General features: G+C 66.0%; 22 protein-coding genes. 13 read left to right on the forward strand and 9 right to left on the reverse strand.

Features of this window, described 5'->3' with window-relative positions; translation table 11 throughout:
• Positions 1–68 precede the first annotated feature (68 nt).
• Both IB268_RS27540 and IB268_RS27545 read left to right on the forward strand, forming a co-directional pair.
• Positions 69–773, forward strand: coding sequence for a DUF2968 domain-containing protein (locus IB268_RS27540; RefSeq protein ID WP_192355134.1), 705 nt, complete (start codon positions 69–71; stop codon positions 771–773).
• A gap of 140 nt (positions 774–913) precedes the next feature.
• A complete protein-coding gene (locus IB268_RS27545; protein ID WP_125471861.1) occupies positions 914–1,375 on the forward strand; it encodes a DUF1178 family protein in 462 nt (153 codons plus the stop codon).
• 52 nt (positions 1,376–1,427) lie between these two features.
• Here the strand turns inward: IB268_RS27545 and IB268_RS27550 are convergent, their stop codons facing one another.
• The 6 genes from IB268_RS27550 to IB268_RS27575 form a co-directional block, all read right to left on the reverse strand.
• Entirely contained in the window at positions 1,428–1,907 is a 480-nt protein-coding gene (locus IB268_RS27550; protein WP_225590288.1) for a VOC family protein, read from the reverse strand.
• Between the two features lie 45 nt (positions 1,908–1,952).
• Positions 1,953–2,324, reverse strand: coding sequence for a type II toxin-antitoxin system HigA family antitoxin (locus IB268_RS27555; RefSeq protein ID WP_346546232.1), 372 nt, complete (start codon positions 2,322–2,324; stop codon positions 1,953–1,955).
• 2 nt (positions 2,325–2,326) lie between these two features.
• The gene (locus IB268_RS27560) at positions 2,327–2,629 is read right to left on the reverse strand and encodes a type II toxin-antitoxin system HigB family toxin (RefSeq protein ID WP_192352252.1); all 303 of its coding nucleotides are present in this window, start codon (positions 2,627–2,629) and stop codon (positions 2,327–2,329) included.
• A gap of 148 nt (positions 2,630–2,777) precedes the next feature.
• Positions 2,778–3,338: an elongation factor P gene (efp, locus tag IB268_RS27565; protein ID WP_006225610.1), complete on the reverse strand. Its 561-nt coding sequence runs from the start codon at positions 3,336–3,338 to the stop codon at positions 2,778–2,780.
• Between the two features lie 144 nt (positions 3,339–3,482).
• On the reverse strand, positions 3,483–4,595 hold the full coding sequence (gene earP, locus IB268_RS27570) for an elongation factor P maturation arginine rhamnosyltransferase EarP (protein ID WP_192355135.1): 1,113 nt from the start codon (positions 4,593–4,595) through the stop codon (positions 3,483–3,485).
• 6 nt (positions 4,596–4,601) lie between these two features.
• Complete coding sequence (locus tag IB268_RS27575) at positions 4,602–5,804, reverse strand: DUF2863 family protein (RefSeq protein ID WP_054452990.1); 1,203 nt, start codon at positions 5,802–5,804, stop codon at positions 4,602–4,604.
• A gap of 209 nt (positions 5,805–6,013) precedes the next feature.
• Between IB268_RS27575 and IB268_RS27580 the strand changes: the two genes are divergently transcribed.
• Positions 6,014–6,790, forward strand: a complete 777-nt coding sequence (locus IB268_RS27580; RefSeq protein ID WP_119450010.1) for a class III extradiol ring-cleavage dioxygenase — start codon at positions 6,014–6,016, stop codon at positions 6,788–6,790.
• A gap of 91 nt (positions 6,791–6,881) precedes the next feature.
• Here the strand turns inward: IB268_RS27580 and acnA are convergent, their stop codons facing one another.
• Both acnA and IB268_RS27590 read right to left on the reverse strand, forming a co-directional pair.
• On the reverse strand, positions 6,882–9,587 hold the full coding sequence (acnA, locus tag IB268_RS27585) for an aconitate hydratase AcnA (protein WP_054452985.1): 2,706 nt from the start codon (positions 9,585–9,587) through the stop codon (positions 6,882–6,884).
• 268 nt (positions 9,588–9,855) lie between these two features.
• Positions 9,856–10,785: a LysR family transcriptional regulator gene (locus tag IB268_RS27590; RefSeq protein ID WP_082400873.1), complete on the reverse strand. Its 930-nt coding sequence runs from the start codon at positions 10,783–10,785 to the stop codon at positions 9,856–9,858.
• Positions 10,786–10,933: 148 nt separating this feature from the next.
• Here IB268_RS27590 and IB268_RS27595 point away from each other — a divergent pair, with 148 nt between their 5' ends.
• The 3 genes from IB268_RS27595 to IB268_RS27605 are packed head-to-tail and all read left to right on the forward strand — an operon-like array spanning position 10,934 to position 14,354.
• Positions 10,934–11,821, forward strand: coding sequence for an SDR family oxidoreductase (locus IB268_RS27595; protein ID WP_054453670.1), 888 nt, complete (start codon positions 10,934–10,936; stop codon positions 11,819–11,821).
• Complete coding sequence (locus tag IB268_RS27600; protein ID WP_192355136.1) at positions 11,818–13,320, forward strand: AMP-binding protein; 1,503 nt, start codon at positions 11,818–11,820, stop codon at positions 13,318–13,320. The genes IB268_RS27595 and IB268_RS27600 overlap by 4 nt, the downstream gene beginning before the upstream one ends.
• Positions 13,321–13,367: 47 nt before the next feature.
• The gene (locus IB268_RS27605; RefSeq protein ID WP_054452981.1) at positions 13,368–14,354 is read left to right on the forward strand and encodes a tripartite tricarboxylate transporter substrate binding protein; all 987 of its coding nucleotides are present in this window, start codon (positions 13,368–13,370) and stop codon (positions 14,352–14,354) included.
• Between the two features lie 45 nt (positions 14,355–14,399).
• On the opposite strand, the gene IB268_RS27610 is transcribed toward IB268_RS27605, so the two are convergent.
• Positions 14,400–15,233, reverse strand: a complete 834-nt coding sequence (locus IB268_RS27610; protein ID WP_054452979.1) for a FadR/GntR family transcriptional regulator — start codon at positions 15,231–15,233, stop codon at positions 14,400–14,402.
• Positions 15,234–15,553: 320 nt separating this feature from the next.
• Between IB268_RS27610 and IB268_RS27615 the strand changes: the two genes are divergently transcribed.
• The 7 genes from IB268_RS27615 to IB268_RS27645 all read left to right on the forward strand — a co-directional run bounded on the left by IB268_RS27615 (position 15,554) and on the right by IB268_RS27645 (position 22,988).
• Positions 15,554–16,753, forward strand: a complete 1,200-nt coding sequence (locus IB268_RS27615) for an ABC transporter substrate-binding protein (protein WP_054452977.1) — start codon at positions 15,554–15,556, stop codon at positions 16,751–16,753.
• 89 nt (positions 16,754–16,842) lie between these two features.
• Positions 16,843–17,700 (forward strand): branched-chain amino acid ABC transporter permease, encoded by an 858-nt coding sequence (locus IB268_RS27620; protein WP_054452975.1) that lies wholly within the window; start codon positions 16,843–16,845, stop codon positions 17,698–17,700.
• Positions 17,700–18,689: a branched-chain amino acid ABC transporter permease gene (locus IB268_RS27625; RefSeq protein ID WP_192355137.1), complete on the forward strand. Its 990-nt coding sequence runs from the start codon at positions 17,700–17,702 to the stop codon at positions 18,687–18,689. Before IB268_RS27620 ends, IB268_RS27625 begins: the two co-directional genes overlap by 1 nt.
• Positions 18,686–19,465, forward strand: coding sequence for an ABC transporter ATP-binding protein (locus IB268_RS27630; RefSeq protein ID WP_192355138.1), 780 nt, complete (start codon positions 18,686–18,688; stop codon positions 19,463–19,465). Before IB268_RS27625 ends, IB268_RS27630 begins: the two co-directional genes overlap by 4 nt.
• Positions 19,462–20,160 (forward strand): ABC transporter ATP-binding protein, encoded by a 699-nt coding sequence (locus IB268_RS27635; protein WP_054452969.1) that lies wholly within the window; start codon positions 19,462–19,464, stop codon positions 20,158–20,160. The genes IB268_RS27630 and IB268_RS27635 overlap by 4 nt, the downstream gene beginning before the upstream one ends.
• A 39-nt stretch (positions 20,161–20,199) precedes the next feature.
• The gene (locus IB268_RS27640; protein ID WP_192355139.1) at positions 20,200–21,483 is read left to right on the forward strand and encodes a Zn-dependent hydrolase; all 1,284 of its coding nucleotides are present in this window, start codon (positions 20,200–20,202) and stop codon (positions 21,481–21,483) included.
• Positions 21,480–22,988 (forward strand): M81 family metallopeptidase, encoded by a 1,509-nt coding sequence (locus tag IB268_RS27645; protein ID WP_192355140.1) that lies wholly within the window; start codon positions 21,480–21,482, stop codon positions 22,986–22,988. The genes IB268_RS27640 and IB268_RS27645 overlap by 4 nt, the downstream gene beginning before the upstream one ends.
• Positions 22,989–23,125 lie beyond the last annotated feature (137 nt).

Here is a 23,125-nt window from a genome sequence, read left to right on the forward strand (position 1 = left end):
CATGTAAGCGGGTCTGTCCCGGCCGAAATAAATTGCTATAGTTCCGCAACGATTTTTTTGGGGAAGGCATGAACGTCCAATTTATCCGTGGCGCCGCCCGCATGGCGCTGTTGGGCACGGCCCTGTCCGGCCTGGCCGCTTGCGCCAGCGCACAATCCGAAGCGCCCCGGGCCACGGTTAAACAGGTCGAGGACACGCAGGCGGCCTCCACGCCCGTGACTCCCCCCGCGCCGCCGCCCGCCGCGCGTCCGGCATCCACGCTGTCGGAGCTGCAAGGCCTGATCCAAAGCCGCCAGGTGTCGGAGCTGCGTACTGCCTATAACGGCACCTATGGCGCCAGCCTGCTGTTCAAGCCGGACGACCTGACCTATTACGTTGCCTTGTTCCAGCAGAAGGATTTCTGGCGCGTGGTGAAGAGCAAGTCGGACAAGCAGGCCGAAGCCACCTACCGCGCCTTCGTCGCCCAATCCGCCGAGCTGGCCGAGGTGGACATCAAGCGCATCAAGATGCAGGCTGAATACGCGCACGCCGAGAAGCTGCTGGCCAGCCGCAGCGCCGAACTGAGCACCCTGCAGGCCGACCGCGCGGTGCGCCTGCAGCAGGAAGAGCAGGTCGCGGCCCGCCAGGAGCAGTCGCGCCAGGAAGCCACGGCGCTGGCTGACCAGCAGAAGGACGTGCGCCAGCAATTGCGTGATCTGCAACGCCAGATCGACGCCTTGCAGGCGCAGCAGGCGCAAGTGGGAAACCCGGTGGCCCAGAACCGCGGCAAGTAACCCGCTGGGCAGGCTGAGTAGCGGGCCTGCGGGCCCGCTTTGTCTTGGCCGGCCGTGAATAGGCATTGCGCACGCAGGGGCTAAGCGCCTGCCCTGGGGCGCTTTCTTGTATTCTGGGAGTTGCACCCCATATAGACGCCATGGCACTTAAAGTTTTCGACCTCCAGTGCGAACACAGCCACATTTTCGAGGGCTGGTTCGGTTCGCACGAAGACTATGACGCGCAGCAGGCGCGTGGCCTGGTCACGTGCCCGGTTTGCGGTTCGGCCAGCATCACCAAGCGGCTGTCCGCGCCGCGCCTGAACGTCGCCCACCTGCACACGCCAGCCGCCCAGCCGCCGGCGTTGCCGGCCAACGCGTCTGACGCGGAAAAAATGGCCGCATTGCAGGCAGTCGTCATGCGCCAGGTGCGCGCCTTGCTGCGCAACACCGAAAACGTCGGGCCGCGCTTCGCCGAAGAGGCGCGCCGCATCCACGAAGGCGATGCCGACGACCGTCCCATCCGCGGCACGGCAACGCCGGAAGAGCGCGAATCGCTGGCCGAGGACGGCATCGACGTCATGGCGGTGCCGGATTTTCTGGATGACGAGCGCCTGCAGTGACCCGCTGCGCCGCCCCTAGCCGATTCGGACAGGAAAACGGGCGTACGGAATGTCAGGTGGTATGCCTGCGTTCACCGATCTTGGCCGAGAAGCGCAGCAGATAACCATCAGGGTCCTGAACCAGGAACTCGCGCACGCCGATTTCAACGTCATTGCCCCGATACCACTGCTCTACCGGATTCCGGAACAGTGGCCATTTGGCGTTAGCAAGCGCGGCAAGAAAGGGCTCCACAGAGGGCGCATCGATTTCGAAATTGATTCCCCTGCCCAGCGGCACGCTCAACGGACCTGTGATCCAACCGTTGTCGCCGCGCCGTTCGACGAGCATGACTTGCGCTCCGTCGAGGTCCAAATATACGAAGCCGTCTTCCTCGCGGCTGTACATGATCGAGAATCCACAGAGACCAACCCAGAATTGCAGACTTGCCGCGATATCTGCGACAAGCAACTCGGGCACCAGCTTTGCACGGCGAATTTCCACAGTCGCAGTTCTCCAGCTTAGGCAGAGTGTTGCCGCGGTCAGCGCAAGCATTCCGCTTCGTCAGGAAGTCGTCGATGAATGAGCGCGTTTCAGTTATTAGGCGTGAGCCGGTGGCCGAATAAGGCTTTCTGCGGGAATGCCGAGCTCGGTGTGCAAACGCCAGATCATTGGCAATGTCAAACCGCGCTTGCGGTTCAGCACTTCGTATACACGGTTGCGCTTGCCGATCATAGGCTCCAGATCCTTAGGGGTCAGGCCGCCTTGCTCCATCCGGAATTTAATGGCCTCGACAGGGTCTGGCAGATCGACCGGATAGTGCTTCATTTCATACGCTTGCACCAAGGTGGCCAGCACGTCCAGGCGGTCACCGTCAGGTGTGCCCAGTTCAGGATCAGACTCCATCAACCGGGAGATTTCCTTGAGCGCCGACTTGTAATCGGCCTCGGTATGTACGGGGCGGATTTCCATGTTCATTCCATTTCCACGGTTTCGGCGTCAATCTTGTCGTACTCCGCGTGAGTGCCGATGAACTTCACGTAGACGATGCTCAAGTTGAATGCGATTGCCACAATCAGGCGGAAATCATTGCCTTTGATGTTGAGCACCACACGCCGATTCTTCAGGATGCTGGCGTGGCAATACTGAGCCTTGATATCCGCAGGCTGCTTCCATTGCGCCTTGCTGGCCTCGTCCACCCACGCCTTGAGGGGTTGTTCTGCCGCTGGGTACCTTTCCCAGAACTGGCGGAGGGCGCTTAAGGCTATGAGTCGCATAGCGCAATGTTAGTCCCAATTTGGGACTAGGGCAGGTCCCATGTGGTCCGGCTATATGCCTTCAAGCAAGGGCCGCAAGATTGGTCAGGCAGACGGCAATAAAAAAGCCAGACCCGAAGGTCTGGCTTTTTCTTGCCTGCTTGCCGGATCAGTTGTTGACGCGGCTGCGGTATTCGTTCGTGCGGGTGTCGATTTCGATCTTGTCGCCGATGGCGCAGAACAGCGGCACGTTCAGTTCGTAGCCGGTGTTGATCTTGGCGGGCTTGGTCACCTTGCCCGAGGTATCGCCACGCACGGCGGGTTCGGTGTAGGTGATTTCGCGCACGAGCGTCGTGGGCAGTTCAACCGAAATGGCGCGGCCGTCGTAGAAGACCACTTCCACGGGCATCGCTTCTTCCAGGTAGTTCAGGGCGTCGCCCATGCTCTCGGCTTCGATTTCGTACTGGTTGTACTCTTCGTCCATGAAGACGTACATCGGGTCGCCGAAGTAGGAGTAGGTGCACTCCTTGCGGTCGAGCTGGACGACTTCGAACTTTTCGTCGGCCTTGTAGACCGATTCGCTGGCCGAGGCGGTCAACAGGTTCTTGAACTTCAGCTTCACAACAGCGGCGTTACGGCCCGACTTGTTGTATTCGGCTTTCTGGACCACGAGGGGATCCTTGCCGACCATGACCACGTTGCCGACTCGCAATTCCTGAGCGGTTTTCATCGATAAAACTCCGGGGGTGATGGGTGCACTCGCCGTGCTTGCAAAAAGCCGCCGCAGCTATAGCGTCTAGCGGCTTCGTGCACACCCCGGGAGGCGTCATAGTTGAGGCCCGACAAATACAGGGCGCTCGGAAAACTCTCTATTCTAACGTTTCTTGGCCAAGTCTGCGCAAAAATCAGCCAGATTTTCGGCAAGATCTGGTAGCGCGGCCTGGCTTGCGTCCCAGGCCCGCGCGGCGGCGGCCCAGTCCCCCCAGGCGGCTGGCGCCAGGGCGGCAGACAGCGCCGCAGCGGTTGCGCCCGTTTCCGGCTCGTTCCAGGCCCGGATCAGCGTCTGGGCGGTTTCCGGGGCCGGATAGCGCGCCAGCCACGCTTCCAGTTTCTCCAGATGCACGTTTTCGTCCTGGGGATAGATCTGCCAGACGAGCGGGCGCGCGGCCCAGGCGGCGCGGACGAAGGAATCCTCGCCCCGCACGAAATTCAGGTCGCAGCACCACAGCAGACGGTCGAAATCCGGCTGCGCCACGAAGGGCAGCCGGGCCACCGCCGGCGCGCCCGGCGCCGCACAGGCGGCTTCCAGCCCGGGGGCCACGCCTTCGGGGGCAAGCAGCAGGGTGGGCCGCGGATCCGCCGCCAGAGCCTCGGCCAGCGCCGTTACCGGCGCCGTCGGATAGCAAAACAGGGACACGGTGCGCGCGCCGTCGCGGCGGCGCAACAGCAGGTCCTGTGGCACGCCCAGCGACCGCAGGAAGGCTTCCTGGTCTTGCGGCGATGTCTGCAGGGCGTCGCGCTCCGCCGACAGGCCCGGCTCGCGCAGCAGTCCGCCGGTGGCGCTGGTGAAGCCGGGAAAGAAAAAGTGCTTGACCAGCCCGTCCGGCCGCTGCGAGGGCAGGCCGTGGCAGCTTTCCACCCAGGATTCGGCGCTCAGGTATTCCAGGTTGACCCAGGCCGGATGCTCACGCCGCATGCTCTCCAGGAATGCCTCGGGGGGATCGCAGGCGAATGCCTCGATCACCACATCGCGCGCGGCGAGCGCCGGATCCGGGGATTCGGTCCAGTGCACGATGTCGATGCCCGCCAGTTGCTGGCGCGGGCTATCCGTGGCGATCCCGGGCTGGATGTGGGCGAAGCTGGCCAGGTCGTCGACCCACAGGCGCACATCCCAGCCGCGGCCGTGCGCCAACCGGCGCGCCAGCCGCCAGCAGACGCCGATGTCGCCATAGTTGTCGACGACCCGGCAGAAGATGTCCGCTTGCATTGCCGCCTAGTGGAACTTGGCCGGCGAGGCTTCCGCGTCCTCGGGCAGTTCGGCGTGCACCAGTTCGCCCAGCGGATTCGGGAAGTAGGGCGCGCCGCAGTCTTCACAGTACTCGGGAGGCAGCACGCCGGGGATGCGGCGCACTTCAGTGACGCCGTATTCCTTGAGCAGCGCGGCGATCTCGTCCACCACGTCGGGCTGGCCTTCGTCAGCCGGCAGGTCTTCCTCGCGCCCATACAGCGGCCAGACGCAGCCGTAGTACACGTCGTTGCTGCTGCGCGCGGTGAAGCCGATGCGGTACTCGTCGATGCGGCTTTCGCCGCAGCCGGCCACCACCGCGCGCAACTGGGAGGCTTCCAGGCTGACCGCGCCCTCGAGCCAGCTGACCGCTGCACGCAGCGACAGCGGGCGCACGCGCCGGTCGGCTTCACGGTTGCTGACATAGTAGGCGTCGGGCAGCAGGGCTTCGAAACCGCAGCCCGGCAGCAGATTGGCGAGGGTCGGCTGGGCCTGCGCCGCCCATTGTTCCTGGCAGGCATCGCGGCTGGCGTCGGCTTCGCCCAGCTGTTCCTGCCAGCGGAAGATCGGCTCGCCTTCGGGCACCGCGACGGCCGCCACGATGTAGCGCGTATCGGCCAGCATGTTGGCCGTTTCGGTCTCGGTGTTCAAGGCGGGCTTGGCGGTTTCTGCGCCCAGCGCCTGGGTGCCCAGGCGCTGCAGCCATTGCCAGGTTTCGGAGAAGGTGCGCGGCATCTGGTCCACACTGACCAGCACCGGCATCAGCGAGCTGCGGGCCTTGCTGGACAGGACATGCCCATGCAATTGCGCCATCAGGGCCTGTTGCGCGCCGGCGGCGATCGGGCCGGTCGGAATGGCGTAGCGGGTCCAGGCGACGATGGGGGCCACGACCAGCAAAATGTCGTAGTGGACGCCATTTTTCTCGATCTTCATCGATTCGGACAGGGTTTCGGCCTGTTCGATCAGGATCTCGTATGCGCCCACGTCGCTCTGGGCGAGGTGGTCCAGGGCCGCTTCCAGGGGGGCATCCTGCCCCGCCTTCAGCAGCTTCGGAATCGCTACGCCAAGCTGGTTCTCCCAGAACACGTCTTCGAGGCGGCTGCCCGAGCGGTTGAGCGCCTGGGCAAGCGCGACCAGTTTGGCGGCGTCACGGGTGAGGCGGGGAGCGGATTGGCTGCGGGATCGGGCCATAACTTCGGGGAGCGTCCAGTAAGTGTGCAACTGTGTAGTTTAACGCCCGGCGCGGACGGCGGCGCGCACCTCCGGCGGCGGGGCGCAACAACGGCGCGACGGTGTGATTGATGCTAAATAAGCAACAGATAATGCCGAGCCAAGGGGTTTATTGCTGAGAAGAATCGACGGAAAATCTAGCCATCTACTCAATATCAGGAGGCACCGCCATGCGTTGGCCTACGCTTTTCGTATCCCATGGATCCCCCATGCTCGCCGTGGAACCCGGACTGACCGGCCCGGCGCTCGCCGCCTGGAGCGCCGAGCAGGGCCGCAAGCCCAAGGGCATCCTGGTGGTCTCGCCGCACTGGATGGGCGAGGGCCTGGCGCTGTCCACCCGCGACCGCCAGGTGGCCTGGCACGATTTCGGCGGCTTTCCGCCGGAACTCTATGAATTGCAGTACACAGCCCCCGGTTCGCCGGAGTTGGCGGCGCGGGTGCAGGCCCTGCTGGCCGACTCGGGTATCGCTGCAGACCTGGACCCCCGACGGCCGCTGGACCATGGCGCCTGGGTGCCACTGCGCTACCTCTATCCGGAAGCGGACGTGCCGGTGGTGCAACTGTCCCTGGACATGGGGCGCGACGCGGCTGGCCAACTGGAACTGGGCCGCGCGCTGGCCCGGCTGCGGGACGAAGACATCCTGGTCATCGGCTCCGGTTCGCTGACGCATAACCTGCGCCACGTGCGCATGCCGCAAGACGCGCCCGCGCTGCCTTACGTGCCGGCTTTCCAGCAGTGGTACGCGGACAAGCTGGGCGGCCATGACCTGCCGGCGCTCTTGGATTGGGAGGCCCAGGCGCCGGGCGCGGCGCAGGCCCATCCGCACGACGACCACCTGATGCCCTTGTATGTGGCGCTGGGTGCGGGCGGAGCCGGTTTCCGGCGCCTGACCGACGAAATCTCGTACGGCGCGCTGGCGATGGATGCCTACGAGTTCGCGGACTGATCCCAAGCGCGGCCGCGGCGCCGCGCAGGCCGCAATGAAAATGGCCCGGGAACCTCGCGGTTCCCGGGCCATTGCCTTGCCTGTCAGGAGATCAGGCAGCCAGCAGCTGGCGCAGCACGAAGGGCAGGATGCCGCCGTGCTGGTAGTAGTCCACCTCGATCGGGGTGTCGATGCGCAGCAGCACCGTGACGTCCTGCTTCGATCCGTCCTTGCGGGTGATCGTCAGCGTCACGTCCTGCATCGGCTTGATGCCGTTTTCCAGGCCGGAAATGTCGTAGGTTTCCTCGCCGGTGATGCCCAGCGACTGCACGCTGTCCGCGCCCTTGAACTGCAGGGGCAGCACGCCCATGCCGACCAGGTTGCTGCGGTGGATGCGTTCGAAGCTGCGGGTGATAACGGCCTTCACGCCCAGCAGCTGGGTGCCCTTGGCCGCCCAGTCGCGCGACGAGCCGGTGCCGTACTCTTCGCCGCCGAACACCACGGTGGGGGTGCCCGCGCCGACGTACTTCATGGCTGCGTCATAGATGGACATCTGTTCGCCGGTGGGCTGGAACAGGGTGTCGCCGCCCTCGAAGCGGCTGCCGTCCGGCAGCGCCGGAATCATGAGGTTCTTGATGCGCACGTTGGCGAAGGTGCCGCGCATCATGATTTCGTGGTTGCCGCGGCGTGAGCCGTAGCTGTTGAAGTCGGCCTTCATGACGCCGTTTTCCTTCAGCCACTTGCCCGCGGGCGAGGTCTCCTTGATGGAGCCGGCCGGCGAGATGTGGTCGGTGGTGACCGAGTCGCCGAACACGCCCAGCGCACGGGCGTTCTTGACCGTCGGCATCGCGCCCGGCGTCATGCCGAAGCCGTCAAAGAAGGGCGGCTCGGCGATGTAGGTGGAATCAGGCCAGTTGTACGTGTCGCCGGTCACGCCCTTGATGTTCTCCCAGAGTTGGCCGGGATTGCTCTTGACCTGGCCGTAGTTGGCCTCGAAGGCCTTGGGATCCAGGGCGTACTTCAGCAGCGATTCGATTTCCTCGGTGGTCGGCCAGATATCGCCCAGCCACACGTCGCCGTTCTTGCCGCGGCCCACGGGCTCGGTCATCAGGTCGCGCGTGACGGTGCCGGCCAGGGCGTAGGCCACGACCAGCGGGGGCGAGGCCAGGAAGTTGGCCTTGATGTTCGGGTGGATGCGGGCCTCGAAGTTGCGGTTGCCCGAGAGCACGGCCGAGCAGATCAGATCGTTGCCGGTGATGGCTTCGTTCAGGTCCGGGGTCAGGTCGCCGGCGTTGCCGATGCAGGTCGTGCAGCCGTAGGCGGCCACGTCGAAGCCCAGCTTTTCCAGGTAGGGCAGGAGACCCGTCTTGGTCAGGTATTCGGTGACCACGCGCGATCCGGGGGCCAGCGAGGTCTTGATGTGCTTGGGCACCGTCATGCCGGCTTCCACGGCCTTCTTGGCCAGCAGGCCGGCCGCCAGCAGCACGCTGGGGTTGGAGGTGTTGGTGCAGGACGTGATGGCGGCGATCAGGACGTCGCCGTTCTTGACCTGGGTGCCAGCGCTGGTGGTGAAGGTCTGGCCCAGCTTTTCGGCGGGCTGATTGAAGCCGTTTTCAGCTACCGGCTTGGAGTACAGGTCGATGAAGGTGTTCTTCACGTTGCCGATTTCGATGCGGTCCTGCGGACGCTTCGGGCCCGCCAGCGACGGCGCGACGGTGGACAGGTCCAGCGTCAGCAGCTTGGTGAAATTGATGTCCTTTGCCTTGGGCACGCCGAACATCTTCTGGGCCTTGAAATAGGCCTCGAAGGCGGCGATTTCGTCTTCGGTGCGGCCGGTGCCGCGGAAGTAGTCGATGGTGCGCTCGTCGACCGGGAAGAAGCCCATGGTGGCGCCGTACTCCGGCGCCATGTTGCCGATGGTGGCGCGTTCGGCCACCGACAGGCTGGCGGTGCCTTCGCCGCAGAATTCGACGAACTTGCCCACCACCTTCTCGCGGCGCAGCATTTCGGTGATGGTCAGCACCAGGTCGGTGGCGGTGACGCCGCCGCGCAGCTTGCCCTTGAGTTCCACGCCGACCACGTCGGGGGTCAGGAAGTACACGGGCTGGCCCAGCATGCCGGCCTCGGCTTCGATGCCGCCCACGCCCCAGCCCACCACGCCGATGCCGTTGATCATGGTGGTGTGGCTGTCGGTGCCCACCAGGGAATCCGGGTAGTAGACGTTGTTCTTCTTGTCCAGGTGCACGCCGCGCGCCAGATATTCCAGGTTGACCTGGTGGACGATGCCGAAGCCCGGAGGCACGACGCCGAAGGTGTCGAACGCCTGCATGCCCCACTTCATGAACTGGTAGCGCTCCTGGTTGCGCTTGAATTCCAGCTTCATGTTCAGGTCCAGCGCATTCTTGGTGCCGAAGTAGTCGATCATGACCGAGTGGTCCACCACCAGGTCCACCGGCACCAGCGGCTCGATGCTCTTGGGGCTCTTGCCCATCTTGTCGGCTACGGAACGCATGGCGGCGATGTCGGCGAGCAGCGGCACGCCGGTGAAGTCCTGCAGCACCACGCGGGCCACCACGAACGGAATTTCGTCTTCGCGCTTGGCATTGGCCTGCCAGTTCGCCAACTGCTTGACGTGCTCTTCGGTGACCTTCTTGCCGTCGCAGTTGCGCAGCACGGATTCCAGCACGATGCGGATCGAAACCGGGAGCCGCTGCACGTCGATGCCGAGGGACTTGCCCAGCGCCGGCAGCGAATAGTACTGACAGGATTTATTGCCGATCTTGAAATTCTTGAGGGTGTCTAGGGTGTTGTGCGGCATGATGGACTCCGTGGTTTTGCCCGGTTGAAGCCGGCATTTTCTGGCGTTTTTGCGCATTTGTCATTCTATGTGAGACTGGCGCCTGCGCGGCCGTATGTCTTATATCTTATATAAGACTTGAGCGAACCGCCAAAGTTCCCCTACTGCGATCAGGGGCGGGCGGCCGTTGGCCCAAACCGATACTCTGGCCGAGGCGTGCGCGGGTCGCAAGCCTCTTTTATCAAGAAAGTCCTACGCGGATGTTGCGGCCCTGCGAGGGAAGGCGGGTCTACGCAAGGAATTCGCGCAGCAGCACGGTCAGCTCGCTGCGCAGGAAATCGACGACCGCGCGCTGGGCGGTCGATGGATAAGGGTTGGGCGTGGTCAGGATGAACAACTTGTCGCCTGGCCCCAGGGCTTGGTATGCGGGCAGCACCGGCGTCAGCCGGCCCGCGGCAAGATCCTCATGCACCACGTAGGCCGGCAGCAGCGCGACGCCCGCGCCGGCGCGCGCGGCTTGCGCCAGGAACGGGAAGTACTCTGATTGCAGCCGCGGCGCGAGCTTGGCCTCATGCAGCTGGTCCTTGCGCCGCAGCCGCAGCGTGACCTGGGGCCTGGGGTCGGGCGGGCCCAGGAAGTGCAGGCGGCCGAGATCGCGCGGATGAGCCGGCGGGCCGAACTGCTGCAGATAGGAGGGCGCCGCGCACAGCACCCATTTGACGTCGCCCAGCGCGCGCGCCACGTAATCCTGCGGCGGGGTCGTCATGACCCGCAATGCCACGTCGATTTCCGACGAAATCAGGTCGCTCACCCGGTTTGAGAACAGCACGCGCAAGGTCAGCGACGGATGGCGCAGGGCGAAGCTCACCAGCAGTGGACGCAATTGGTCCAGTTCCCCCAATCCGGTGGGGATGCTCAGCCGGACGTGGCCCGCGGGCTCGGAACCGAGCTTCTGCAACGCATGGCGGGCGGATTCGACTTCGTGCGCCATGCGCGCGCCGTGCTCGTACAGCACCGAGCCTTGTTGCGTCAGTTCCAGCCGCCGGGTGCTGCGGCGGATGAGCTGGGCGCCGAAGGCGCGTTCCAGCTTCTGCAGATTGCGGCTCACGTGCGAACGGGTCACGCCGTGGCGCACCGCCGCCTCGCTCAAGGTGCCGGCGTCGACGATGGTGACGAACAGCTGTATCAGGTTGAGGTCCAGCGCGGGCAGGGCGGGCATGCGCAGTCCTATTGTTGACTGTGAGGAAACATAGTTTACGCAAGCTGCGGGATTGTCGCGGCGTGGCGGCGGTTGATATTCTGGCCACCATCGCAAAGGAGACCAGACCATGCCCCATAACCCGTCCGGCGGGATGTCCCCGCAAACCATGTTCCGCGCCGATCTATTTCGCGGCGAGCGCATCCTCGTCACCGGGGGCGGCACCGGCCTGGGCTACGCCATGGCCGAGCGCCTGGCGTCGTTGGGCGCCGCGCTGCACCTGTGGGGACGCCGCGCCGCCGTGCTGGAAGAAGCCGCCGCCGGGCTGCGCGCACGTTACGGCGCCGAGGTCCACGTTCAGGCGGTGGATATCCGGGATGCCGAGGCCGTGGACGCCGCCGTCGACGCCATCTGGACCGGGCACGGTCCGCTGACGGGCCTCATCAACAACGCCGCGGGCAATTTCATCAGCCCCACTGAAAAACTGTCGCCGCGCGGCTTCAACGCCATTGCCGACACCGTGTTCCGCGGCACTTTCTACACGACCCAGGCCGTGGGCAAGCGCTGGATCGCGCAAGGTACGGGCGGGGCGGTGCTGTCCATCGTGGTGACCTGGGTCTGGACCGGTTCGCCGTTCGTGGTGCCCTCGGCCATGTCCAAGGCCGGCATAGACGCCATGACCAAGTCGCTGGCCATCGAATGGGGCCGCCACGGCATCCGGCTGAACGCCATCGCGCCGGGCGTGATTCCGACCGAAGGGGCCAGCGCGCGGCTGCGGCCCAAGGACTCGGGCGCGGACGCGCAGACGCAGCAGAATCCTATGCGGCGCCTGGGCACCGGACATGACATCGGCGAGCTGGCGGCCTTCCTGCTGAGTCCGGGCTATGACTGGATCAACGGCCAGACCATTGCGCTGGACGGCGGCGACTATCTGGCCAACGGCGCTTACTTCAAGCAGTACGCGGAATGGAGCGACGCGGACTGGGCCGCCGCGCGCCAGGCCATCGAAGCGCGCACCGCGCAGGACAAGGCGCAGCGCAGCACGGGGGGCGCATGACAGGCAGCACCATCCACGCGGGCGGCGACCGCCTGTCGGGCGCGGCGCTGGCCGCACGCGGCGAACAGGTTGCCGCCGGGCTGGCGGCAATGGGCGTGCGGGAAGGCGACGTGATCGCCGTGCTATTGCGCAACGGCCTGCCTTATCTGGAGATCATCCAGGCCTGCAAGCGGCTGGGCTGCTACTACTGCCCGATCAATTGGCATTTCACCGCGGCGGAAGTGGCATTCCTCATCGAAGACAGCGGCGCCCGCCTGCTGGTCGCGCACGACGACCTGTGGCTTCCGCTGCGCGATGCGCTGCCCGCCGGCCTGCCGGTGCTGCTGGCCGGTCCCGGCGCGGCGCAATCAGGGCATGCCGACTACGACGCCTGGCGCGACCGCCAACTGCCCTACGACGGCCCGCGCGTGGCGCCGCGCGGTCATATGGCCTATACCTCGGGCACCACCGGTCGGCCCAAGGGCGTGGTGCGCGCGCCGTTCCCGCTGGAACACCTGGGGCGCCACCTGCAACAGGTCGAAGCGGTGGTGGAGGCGGCCTACGGCCTGCGCCCGGGATCGCGCGCGCTGCTGCCCGCGCCGATCTACCACAGTGCGCCCAGCGTATTCGCGCAGGTCGCCCTGCGGGTCTGCGAGACCTTCGTGCTGACGGACAGGTTCGATCCCGTGGAAGTCCTGCGCCTGATCGAGGCGCATCGCATCGATACGGTATATCTGGTGCCCATCATGTACGTGCGCCTCTTGAAGCTGGACGCCGCCACCCGCGCGGCGCACGACCTGTCGTCGCTGCGCTTCGTGGCCTCGACCGGCGCGCCCTGCGCGCCGGAAATCAAGCGCGCCATGATCGAATGGCTGGGACCGGTCATCCATGAAACCTATGCGTCGAGCGAGGCGGGCATGGTCACCGTCATCGATTCGCACGAAGCGCTCGCCCATCCCGGTAGCGCCGGCCGGCCTATCGGCGGCGCGCAGGTCAGGATCTATGGCGAAGACGGATCGCCCTGCGCGGCGGGCCAGGTCGGGCGGATCCACGTGCGCCAGCCGGCCTACGCGGACTTCACCTATCGCAACAACCCGCAGGCCCGCGCCGACGTGGAGAAGGACGGACTCATCGGTCTGGGCGACCTGGGCTATCTGGACGCGGACGGCTATCTCTATGTGTGCGACCGCGAATCGGACCTGGTGATCTCGGGCGGCGTGAACATCTATCCCGCCGAGGTCGAGCACCAGCTGATGCAGTATCCGGGCGTGGCGGATTGCGCGGTGTTCGGGGTGCCCGACGACGAATACGGCGAGCGGCTGATGGCGCTGGTGCAGCCCTCGGCGGGCGCCGCGCCCGACCCCGAGGCGCTGAGGCTATGGCTGGGTGAACGGATCGCGCGCTACAAGGTGCCGCGTGAACTACAACTGCGCGCGGAACTGCCGCGCGACGACAACGGGAAGATCGCCAAGCGCCGGCTGCGCGCCGAATTCTGGGCGGGCAGGCAGCGCCAGGTATAGCAGGGCGGCGCATCGCCGCAACAACAAAACCCACAAGGGAGACAGGCATGGCAATCAGGCTGAACCTCAGGCTGCGTCGCATCGCGACCGCGGCGATCGTCGCGCTCGCGGCTCCGGCCGCCGCGCTGGCGGCATTTCCGGACAAACCGGTCAAACTGGTCGTGCCCTATACGCCGGGCGGCTCCGCGGACCAATTGTCGCGGGTGCTGGCCGAAGGCATGTCGCGCGACCTTGGGCAACCCGTGGTGGTGGAGAACAAACCCGGCGCCAATACCATGGTCGCGGCGACCCAGGTGGCCAGGTCGGCGCCGGACGGATACACGGTTTTCCTCGCCAGCAACGCCAGCATGGTGCTCAATCCCATGCTTTATCAACGCATCGCCTATGACGCCGCGCGCGACTTCCGCGTGTTCGGCATCGCTGCCGAGCTGCCGCTGGTGGTCGTGGCGAACAACGAGGTCCCAGCGGGCACGCTGGCCGAGTTCGTCACTTATGCCAAGGCCCGGCCCGGCAAACTGAACTACGCCTCCGTGGGCATAGGCAATCCGCTGCAGTTGGCGACCGAACTGCTGAAATCGCGCACGGGCATGGACGTGGCGCATATCCCGTATAACGGCAGCGCGCCGGCCCTGACCTCGCTGATGGGCAATGACACGCAGCTCATGGTGGACGTGATCAGCACCTCGCTGCCGCTGGTGCGGGAACGCAAGATCAAGGCGCTGGCCGTCACGACCAGCGAGCGGCTGGCCGTGCTGCCGGAGGTGCCGACCGTGGCGGAAAGCGGCTTTCCGGGATTCCGCGCCGCCACCTGGTTCGGTCTGGCCGTGCCGCGCGCCGTGCCGCAGGCCGAAGCGCAGCGCTTGCAGGCGGCGCTGGACAAGGTGCTGAAGGATCCGGCATTCCGCGGCCGTTTTGAACCCCTGGGCCTGGTGATCCAGGCGCCCCGCAGCCAGGCAGAAATCGATGCCTACGTGCAGGAAGACCGCCAGCGCTGGGGCGCGGTGATCGAAGCCAATCACATCAAGCTGGACTGAGGCGGCCACGGCCGGCCGGCCCACGCCGCCTGGCCGTCGGCGCCGTCAGGCCTTCTTGCCGCCGCGGCGCGCCTTGCGCGTGACATTGCGCCGCGACATCTCGGAGTCTAGGATCAACCGGCCTTCGAGCTTGCCGTGCATGCGCTTGACCGAACGCATCGCGTCCTGCATGTGTTCGCTCATCAAGTCGCGCACCTTTTCCACGTCGCGCTCGCGCGCCGCAGCCAGGATCTTGCGGTGAAAGCCCGTATTGGCGCTGCCGAAACGCTGCTGCTCGGATAGCGGCATCTCGTTGTCGAACACGGTCAGCTGCCGGATCATTTCATTGGTCATCTCGCAGCTGAAGCGCAGGAACGGGTTGGGGCAGGCCGCCGCGAAGATGTCGTGGAAATTGATTTCTTCCTGGCGCTGCGCCAGCGGGTCATCGACGTGCTCGGCCGACGGATCGCAGCAGGCGATGTTCTCCTCCAGCGCAGCGAAATGCGCGTCCGTCAGGAACGGCACCGCGCTGGCCGCGAGCTCGGGCTCCAGCAGCTTGCGTACCTGGTAGATATCCTCGATCCGCACTTCCTTGAAGAACAGGTAGTTCTGCATCAGCTGGAAGGTGCGGTCCAGCGGCACCTCGACCACGGTGCCGCCGCCGCCCGGTCCGGTGCTGACCTTGACCAGCCCCTGCACCTCCAGCGACTTGAGCGCTTCGCGCATGGTGCTTTTGCTGACCGAGAACATGCTTTGCAGCTCGCTTTCGCGCGGCAGCTTGTCGCCCGGCAACAGGTTCTTGGCCGTGATCAGCCGCTTGATCTCTTCGGCGACCAGGTCGCTGCGCTTGGGCGGACTCGACGCGCCCGCGGCTTGTAGGTCGTGACTGTTGAACGCCATTGCGTTCCTCCGTTGCTGCGTGGTGTGCGCGGGGCATGCCCCGGGCGGGTTCTGCGCGGACCCCGGGTTATACCTGATGCGCCCGCTATTGACAGAGCCGGCTCGCCAAACTGATCATGATAATAATCCTATTTATCATGATAAATAGGATGGTAGTCGCAGTATAGGCATGAGCGCCGGGACTTGCGAGTACGCCCACGCGGCGGCAGCCCTGGCACGGGAGCTTGGAGCAGACAGAGTCGGAATGGGGACGCGCATGGTGCGCGCTCGACATCGTCAATATGCCGCGGCACCGCCAGCGGCAGCCAGGGAGAACCATCTTGAATCGCCGCAACCTGCTGAAATTGGCCGCGCTTGGCGCCGTGCCCGGATCACTCTGGACCGCCCGGTCCGCGCTGGCGCAAGCCGACGCCATCCAGTTCGGGTGTCCGGTGCCCATGTCGGGCGCCTTTGCCGCCAACGGCAAATACGCCGACCTGGGCATGAAACTGGCGCTGGAGCAGTATGGCCGCGCGCTGGACCGGCCGCTGGCCTATACCGTGCTGGACACCGAGGGCAAGCCGGCCACGGCGGTGCGCAAGGTCCAGGAAGTCTCGCAACAGAAGGGCGTCAAGTTCTTCGCCGGCGGCATCCTGTCGTCCGAAGCGCTGGCCATGGGCAAGGAAGTCGAGCGCGCCGGCGGCGTCTTCATCACCACCGCGGGCGCGGACGAAATCACCGGCAAGGACTGCAACCGGGCCACCTTCCGCTGGTCCGTGCCCACCTTTGGCGCCATCGAGCAGACCGTGCGTCCCTTGCTCGAAAAGCTGCCCAACGCCAAGCGCTGGTACACCATCACGCCGCAATACGTGTTCGGCGACGGCCTGCTCAGCGCGGCCAAGGCGATCTTCAAGGAAAAGGGCATCGAGCATGTGGGCAACAGCTATCACTCGCTGACCGAGAAGGAATTCAGCGGCTACCTCACCAACGCCATGGCCGCCAAGCCGGACGTGCTGCTGATCCTGAACTTCGGCTCGCAGTCCTCCGACACGCTGCGCCAGGCCGTCAGCTTCGGCATGAAGCAGAACTGCACCATCCTGGTGGCCTGGGCTTCGGGCCTGGAACAGTTCGAAGGCCTGGGCGCGGACCTGTGCGAAGGCGTGTACTTCGGGGCGCAGTACTGGCACGGCATCGACTCGCCGCTCAACAAGGAACTGGTACAGCTGTCCCGCGACAAGACGCGCGCCAATCCCAATTACAGCCTGGCGGGCTCCTACATCTGCACCCGCATCATGCTGGACGCCATCGCCCGGGCCGGCAGCGCCGACCCGGCCAAGGTGATCGCCGTCATGGAGGGCATGGCCTACGAGGGCCTGACGGGCAAGGAGGAAATCCGCAAGGAAGACCACCAGGTCCTGAAGAACTACTACCTGCTCAAGGGCCGCGCCAAGAAGGACATGAAGGACAAGGACGATTACGCCGAGATCGTGCATAGCGGCCGTTCCTTCCTGCCGCCCGCGGAAACCGGCTGCAAGCTGTAGCCCGCCCCTGAGGCGGGCGGCCGTGGGCGCGCCGCGTCCGCGGCCGCCGCGCGCCCCGCGGCCTTCCGTTACCTCCATCGGGCATACCCATGAACGTCTATCTCCTCCAGATCATCAATGGGATCGGGGTAGGCATGCTGTACTTCCTTCTGGCAGTCGGCCTGTCCATCGTCTTCGGTCTGTTGCGCTTCGTGAACTTCGCCCACGGGGCGTTCTATCTGCTGGGCGCCTACTTCTGTTTCCAGGCCATCCAATGGGGCCTGAATTTCTGGCTCGCGCTGGCCATCGTGCCGCTGCTGGTGGGCGCCGGCGCCTGGGTCGTGGAGAAAGTGCTGCTGCGCCACGTCTACGCGCAGGCGCATGAATTCCACATCCTGATCACCGTCGGCCTGGCGCTGGTCCTGCAGGAACTGGTCATCGTGATCTGGGGGCCGATAGGCGACAACGTCGCCGCACCCTCGGCCCTGCAGGGCGTGGTCATGTGGGGCAGCTTCATCTATCCCAAGTACCGTCTGTTCGTGATCGGCTTCACCGCTGTCTTCTCGTTGCTGCTCTGGTATGTGCTGGAAGGCACGCGGCTGGGCAGCGCGGTGCGCGCGGGCAGCGAATCGACCGAAATGGTGTCCATGCTGGGCATCAATGTGTTCCGCATGTTCAGCCTGGTCTTCGCGCTGGGCGCGGCGACCGCCGCCCTGGCCGGGGTGTTGGCCGCGCCCATACGCGGCGTCGAACCCTTCATGGGCATCGAGGCCCTGGGCATCGCCTTCGTCATCGTGGTGGTGGGCGGCATGGGCAGCTTCTTCGGCGCGCTGGTCGGCGGCCTCCTGATCGGCGTGGTGCAGAGCGTGATGAGCACGCTCTGGCCGGAAGGCGCGCGGCTGATGATCTATGTGGCGATGGCGGCGGTGCTGCTGCTGCGTCCCCACGGCCTGATGGGGAGAGGATGATGACGCGCTTGAAATCTCATGCCCAATTGCTGCTGGCGCTGGCCGTGGTGCTGCTGTTGCCGCTGTGCGTGCAGTCGGGCTCGCTGGCCACGGAAGTGCTGATCTACGCGCTGGCGGTGCTGGGCTGCAATCTGCTGCTGGGTTTCACCGGGCTGTTGTCGTTCGGCCAGGGCATCTTCTTCGGCCTGGGCAGCTATGCCGCCGGCATCCTGTTGACGCGTACCGGCCTGCCGATGCCGCTGGCGTTGCTGGCGGCGATGGCGGTGGGCGCGCTGGGCGCGACGCTGGTGGGCTGGTTCGCCATCCGCCAGCGCGGCACCTACTTCGTGATGCTGACGCTGGCCTTCGCGCAAATGTTCTACTTCCTGGCGTACAGCCTGCCTGACCTGACCGGCGGCGACAATGGCCTGCTGGACGTGCCGCGTCCGGCGCTGTCGGTGGCGGGCCTGCAGCTCATGCCGCTGGCCACGCCCTGGCAGTTCTACGCCTTCGTGGCGGTGTGCTTCCTGGCGATATTCTGGCTGCTGCTGCGCGTGACCAACTCGGTGTTCGGCCGCACGCTGCTGGCGATCCGCGACAACGAGGCGCGCGCCATGGCGGTGGGCTACAACGTGCGCCTCTTCAAGTTGGCGGCTTTCGCCATCTCGGGCGCCGTCACCGCGCTGGCGGGCGCCTTCCTGGCGATGATGACCGGCATCGCGCCGCTGTCCAGCATTGAATACCACAGCAGCGAGATGATCCTGGTCATGACGGTCATCGGCGGCACCGGCAACCTGTTCGCTTCAGTGCTGGGGGCAGCTTTCTACGTGCTGTTCGCGGACTGGCTTTCCACCTTGTGGCCGCGCTGGCTGATGCTGCTGGGCTTCCTGCTGATCGCGGTCAGCCTGTTCATGCAGAAGGGGCTGTGGGGGCTGGGAGAACGCATCTGGCTGGCGCTGCGGCGCAAGCCTGCCGGCGGCGAGCCGGCCGCCAAGGAGGGACGCGCATGAATCCGCAACATTCCGCGCCGCTGCTGCAGGCCAGGGGCATCGTCAAGCGCTTCGGCAAGTTCGTGGCCCTGCATGGGGTCGATCTGCAAGTGCAGCCGCGCACGGTGCACTCCGTCATCGGCCCGAACGGCGCGGGCAAGACCACACTGTTCCATACGCTGACGGGCACCTTGCGCACCAGCGAGGGCAGCATCGTGTTCGACGGCCATGACGTGACGCAGGAGGCCGATTATCAACGGGTGCAGCGCGGCATCGCGCGCTCTTTCCAGGTCACCAGCCTGTTCGCCAACCTGTCGGTGCAGGAGAACCTGCGGCTGGCGGCGCAGGGCGCGCATCGCGCCGGCGCTTTCGACTGCTGGCATACGCCCACCGGCCCGCGGGCGCAGCGCGAGATCGTCGACGCGGCGCTGGAACGGCTGGGCCTGTCGCGGCTGGCCAAGGTGGCGGCGGGCGCGCTGTCGCACGGCCAGCAGCGGCGCCTGGAAGTGGGCATGGCGCTGGCCGCCCGGCCGCGCGCGATTTTCCTGGACGAGCCCACCTCGGGCATGGGGGTGGACGACCTGGATGAGATGAAGCGCTTGATCCGCAGCCTGCGCGACGATCACACGGTGGTGCTGATCGAGCACAACATGAACATCGTGATGGATATCTCCGACACGATCACGGTGATGCAGCAGGGCCGCGTGCTGGTCGAAGGCACGCCTGCCGCGATCCGCAGCGACGAGCGGGTGCGCGCCGCGTACCTGGGCAACATGATCACGGGAGGCCGGGCATGATGCTGCATGTCGACGCCGTACACAGCTATTACGGCAAGAGCCATATTCTGCAAGGCGTGTCGCTCGAGCTGCCGCAGGGCGAGGTGATCACGCTGCTCGGGCGCAACGGCGCGGGCAAGTCGACCACGCTCAAGACCATCGCCGGCGTGATCGCGCCCAAGGGCGGCGCGGTGCGCTACGGCGGACGCGACATCGCCGGGCTGCCGGCGCACAAGATCGCGTCCATGGGGATCTGCCTGGTGCCCGAGCACCGCGGCATCTTCAAGCTGCTGACGGTCGAGGAAAACCTCAAGCTGGGCATGCGCCGCGATTCGCCCTGGCAGCTGGAAGACGTCTACCGCATCTTTCCCCGCCTGAAGGAGCGGCGCAGGAACGGCGGCGGCCAGTTGTCCGGCGGCGAACAGCAGATGCTGGCCATCGGGCGCGCGCTCATGAACCATCCGCGCGTGCTGATGCTGGACGAGCCGGTCGAAGGCCTGGCGCCGGTGATCGTCGAGGAGATCGTGGCGCAGATCAAGTCCATCAAGCAGGCCGGCGTCACCATCCTGCTGGTGGAGCAGAACCTGGAAGTCTGCACGCAGCTGGCCGACCGTCATTTCATCATCGAGCAGGGATCCATCGTCTACCAAGGCAGCAACGCGGCCTTCATGGCGGACGAAAACGTGAAGGACCGATACCTGGGCGTGGGCGTCTAGGGACCGCCTGCGCCGCGCAACCGAAGCAAGGGAAACACCATGGAAATGAACACATTGGAGGCCGTCAGCGGCATCCGCATCGATGGCAGCCGCCTCTGGAATTCGCTGATGGAATTGGCCCGCATCGGCGCCACCGACAAGGGCGGCGTGTGCCGGCTGGCGCTGAGCGACCTGGACCGGCAGGGCCGCGACCTGGTCTGCGCCTGGGCCCGCGAGCTGGGCTGCAGTGTGCGCGTGGACGCCATCGGCAACATCTTCATGCGTCGCCCCGGCCTGCGCGATGACTTGCCCGCCGTGATGACCGGCAGCCATATCGACACCCAGCCCACCGGCGGAAAATTCGACGGCAACTATGGGGTGCTTGCAGGCATCGAGGTCCTGCGCACGCTGCACGAACGCGGCATTGCCACCGAGGCGCCGCTGGAAGTGGTGGTGTGGACCAACGAGGAAGGCTCGCGCTTCGTACCCGTGATGATGGGTTCCGGCGTGTACGCCGGCGCTTTCACGCTGGAGCACGCGCTGGCTGCGCGCGACCGCGACGGCGTCAGCGTGGATGAAGCGCTGCGCGCCATCGGCTACGCCGGTCCGGAACCCGCGCGGCCCGGGGATGTCGGCGCCTACTTCGAGGCACACATCGAGCAAGGCCCCATCCTGGAGGACCGCGGCATCACCATCGGTTCGGTGCAGGGCGCCCTGGGGCAGCGCTGGTACGACGTCGCCATCACCGGCCAGGAGGCGCATGCGGGGCCCACGCCCATGGAACTGCGCCGCGACGCCTTGCTGACCGCGTCCAGGCTGGTGCTTGAGGTCAACCGGATCGCGCTGGAGCATGCGCCGCATGGCCGCGGCACGGTTGGCTGCATCGACAGCTTCCCGAACTCGCGCAACGTGATTCCCGGCCGCGTGGCGCTTACCGTAGACCTGCGCGCCGCCGACGACGCCACGTTGGACAGCATGGCCGCGGCGTTTGCGCGCGTCTGCGAGGAACTGGCCGAGCCGGGCCGCTTCCAGGTCGACAGCAAGGAGGTCGTGTACTTCCCGCCGCAGCCCTTCGAGCCGCGCCTGGTGCAGGCGATCCGCGACGGCGCGGCCACGCTGGGCCTGGATTCGCTGGACGTGATCAGCGGCGCGGGCCATGACGCCGTCTACATGGCGCGGGTGGCGCCCACCGCCATGATCTTCGTGCCGTGCAAGGACGGCATCAGCCACAACGAGATCGAGGACGCGCAGCCCGAGCACCTGGAGGCGGGCTGCAATGTGCTGCTGCACGCCATGCTGCGCTGCTGCGGGCGCATCCAGTTTTCCGGTGGGGGCGCGCAATGAAGGCGCTGATCGCGAGGTTGAACCACGAGACCAATACCTTCTCGCCGGTTCCCACGCCGCTGTCCGCCTTCGGCAACGGCGGCCCCGCCTACGATGCGGCGGCCTATGAAGAGAACAAGGGCAAGCGCACCGCGATGTCGGCGTTCATCGACCTGGCCGAAGCGCGCGGCGCCGAACTGGTCACCCCCGTGTCGGCCACCGCCTATCCCAGCGGCCGCGTCGATGGCCAGGCCTATGCCGAGCTATGCGACCGCATCGTGGCCGCAGCGCCGGGCTGCGACGTCATCCTGCTGGACCTGCATGGCGCCATGGCGGTGGAGACCACCGATGACGGCGAGGGCGACCTGCTTGAACGGCTGCGCGCCGCCGCGCCTGGCGTGCCGGTTGCCGTGGCGCTGGATCTGCACGGCAACGTCACGCAGAAGATGATGGACAACGCCGACGTCATCGTCAGCTTCAAGACCTATCCCCACATCGACATGTACGAAACCGGCGAACACGCCGGCAGGCTGCTGTTTGCGGGCATCGACGGCCGATGCAAGCCGGTCATGGCGTGGCGCCGGTTGCCGCTGGTGTCGCATTCCCTGCGCAGCAACACGGCCGAAGGCGCCATGCGCGCCGCCGTCGTAGCGGCGCGCCAGGCAGAGGCCGCGGGGGCGCTGGGCGTGTCGGTGCTGGCGGGCTTCGGCCTGGCCGACATCCCGCATCCCTGCGTCAGCGTGGTCGTGGTGGCCGACGGCGACCGCGCCGAGGCGGAGCGCGTGGCGGGCGAGATCGCCTCCCTGATCTGGGAGCAGCGCGACGGATTCTTCTATGACAGCGAGCCGCTGGCCGAGTCGCTGGCGCGCGCCAAGGTCCTGGCCGAAGGCGCAAGCAAGCCGGTGCTGCTGCTGGACCATGGCGACAATTGCATGAGCGGCGGCACTTGCGACACCCTGGACGTGCTGATGGCCGCGCTGGATGCGGGCCTGGAAGGCATACAGGCGGGGCTGTACTGCGATCCCGAGGCGGTGGCCGAATTGACCCGCGCCGGCGTCGGCGCCACGGTCGAGCTGCCGGTAGGCAACAAGCGCGCCATCGGCGAAATCGGCCGGGAGGCGCAGCCCGTCACGCTGCGCGGCACCGTGCGCGCGCTGAGCAATGGCGAGTACCTGATCACCGGGCCGACCTATACCGGGCAACTGGCCTGCATGGGCCGCAGCGCGGTGCTGGACATAGGCGCCGCGCAGCTGGTGCTGACCGAGCAGACCCACGAACCCTGGGATCTGGGCGTGTTCCAGAGTCTTGGACTGGATCCGTCCCGCGCCCGTTACGTGCTGGTGAAGTCGCGCATGTACTGCCGCCCGGTGTTCGTGCCGATCTCCCAGGCGCTGGTCGAATGTGACAGCCCCGGCGTGACCAGCTCCGACTGGTCGCTGTTCGAATTCCGCAGACGCGCGCGGCCGCTGTACCCGCTGGAACCCATGGCGGCGGCGGACTACGATCCTCGCGCGGGCGGCCGATAGACCCGCCGGAAAGAGCAGGGCGCCACAAGCGGCAGCTGTGGCGCCCGGGCAACGAACATTCTCAAACAAAAAGTAACATAAATGAGAATGATTCCGTTTGCCGTAGAATGGGGCGCTCAGCAATTCCAGTCCCCTTT

The sequence above is a fragment of the Achromobacter sp. ACM01 genome (genome assembly GCF_014851745.1).
Classification (GTDB): Bacteria; Pseudomonadota; Gammaproteobacteria; order Burkholderiales; family Burkholderiaceae_B; genus Achromobacter; species Achromobacter aegrifaciens.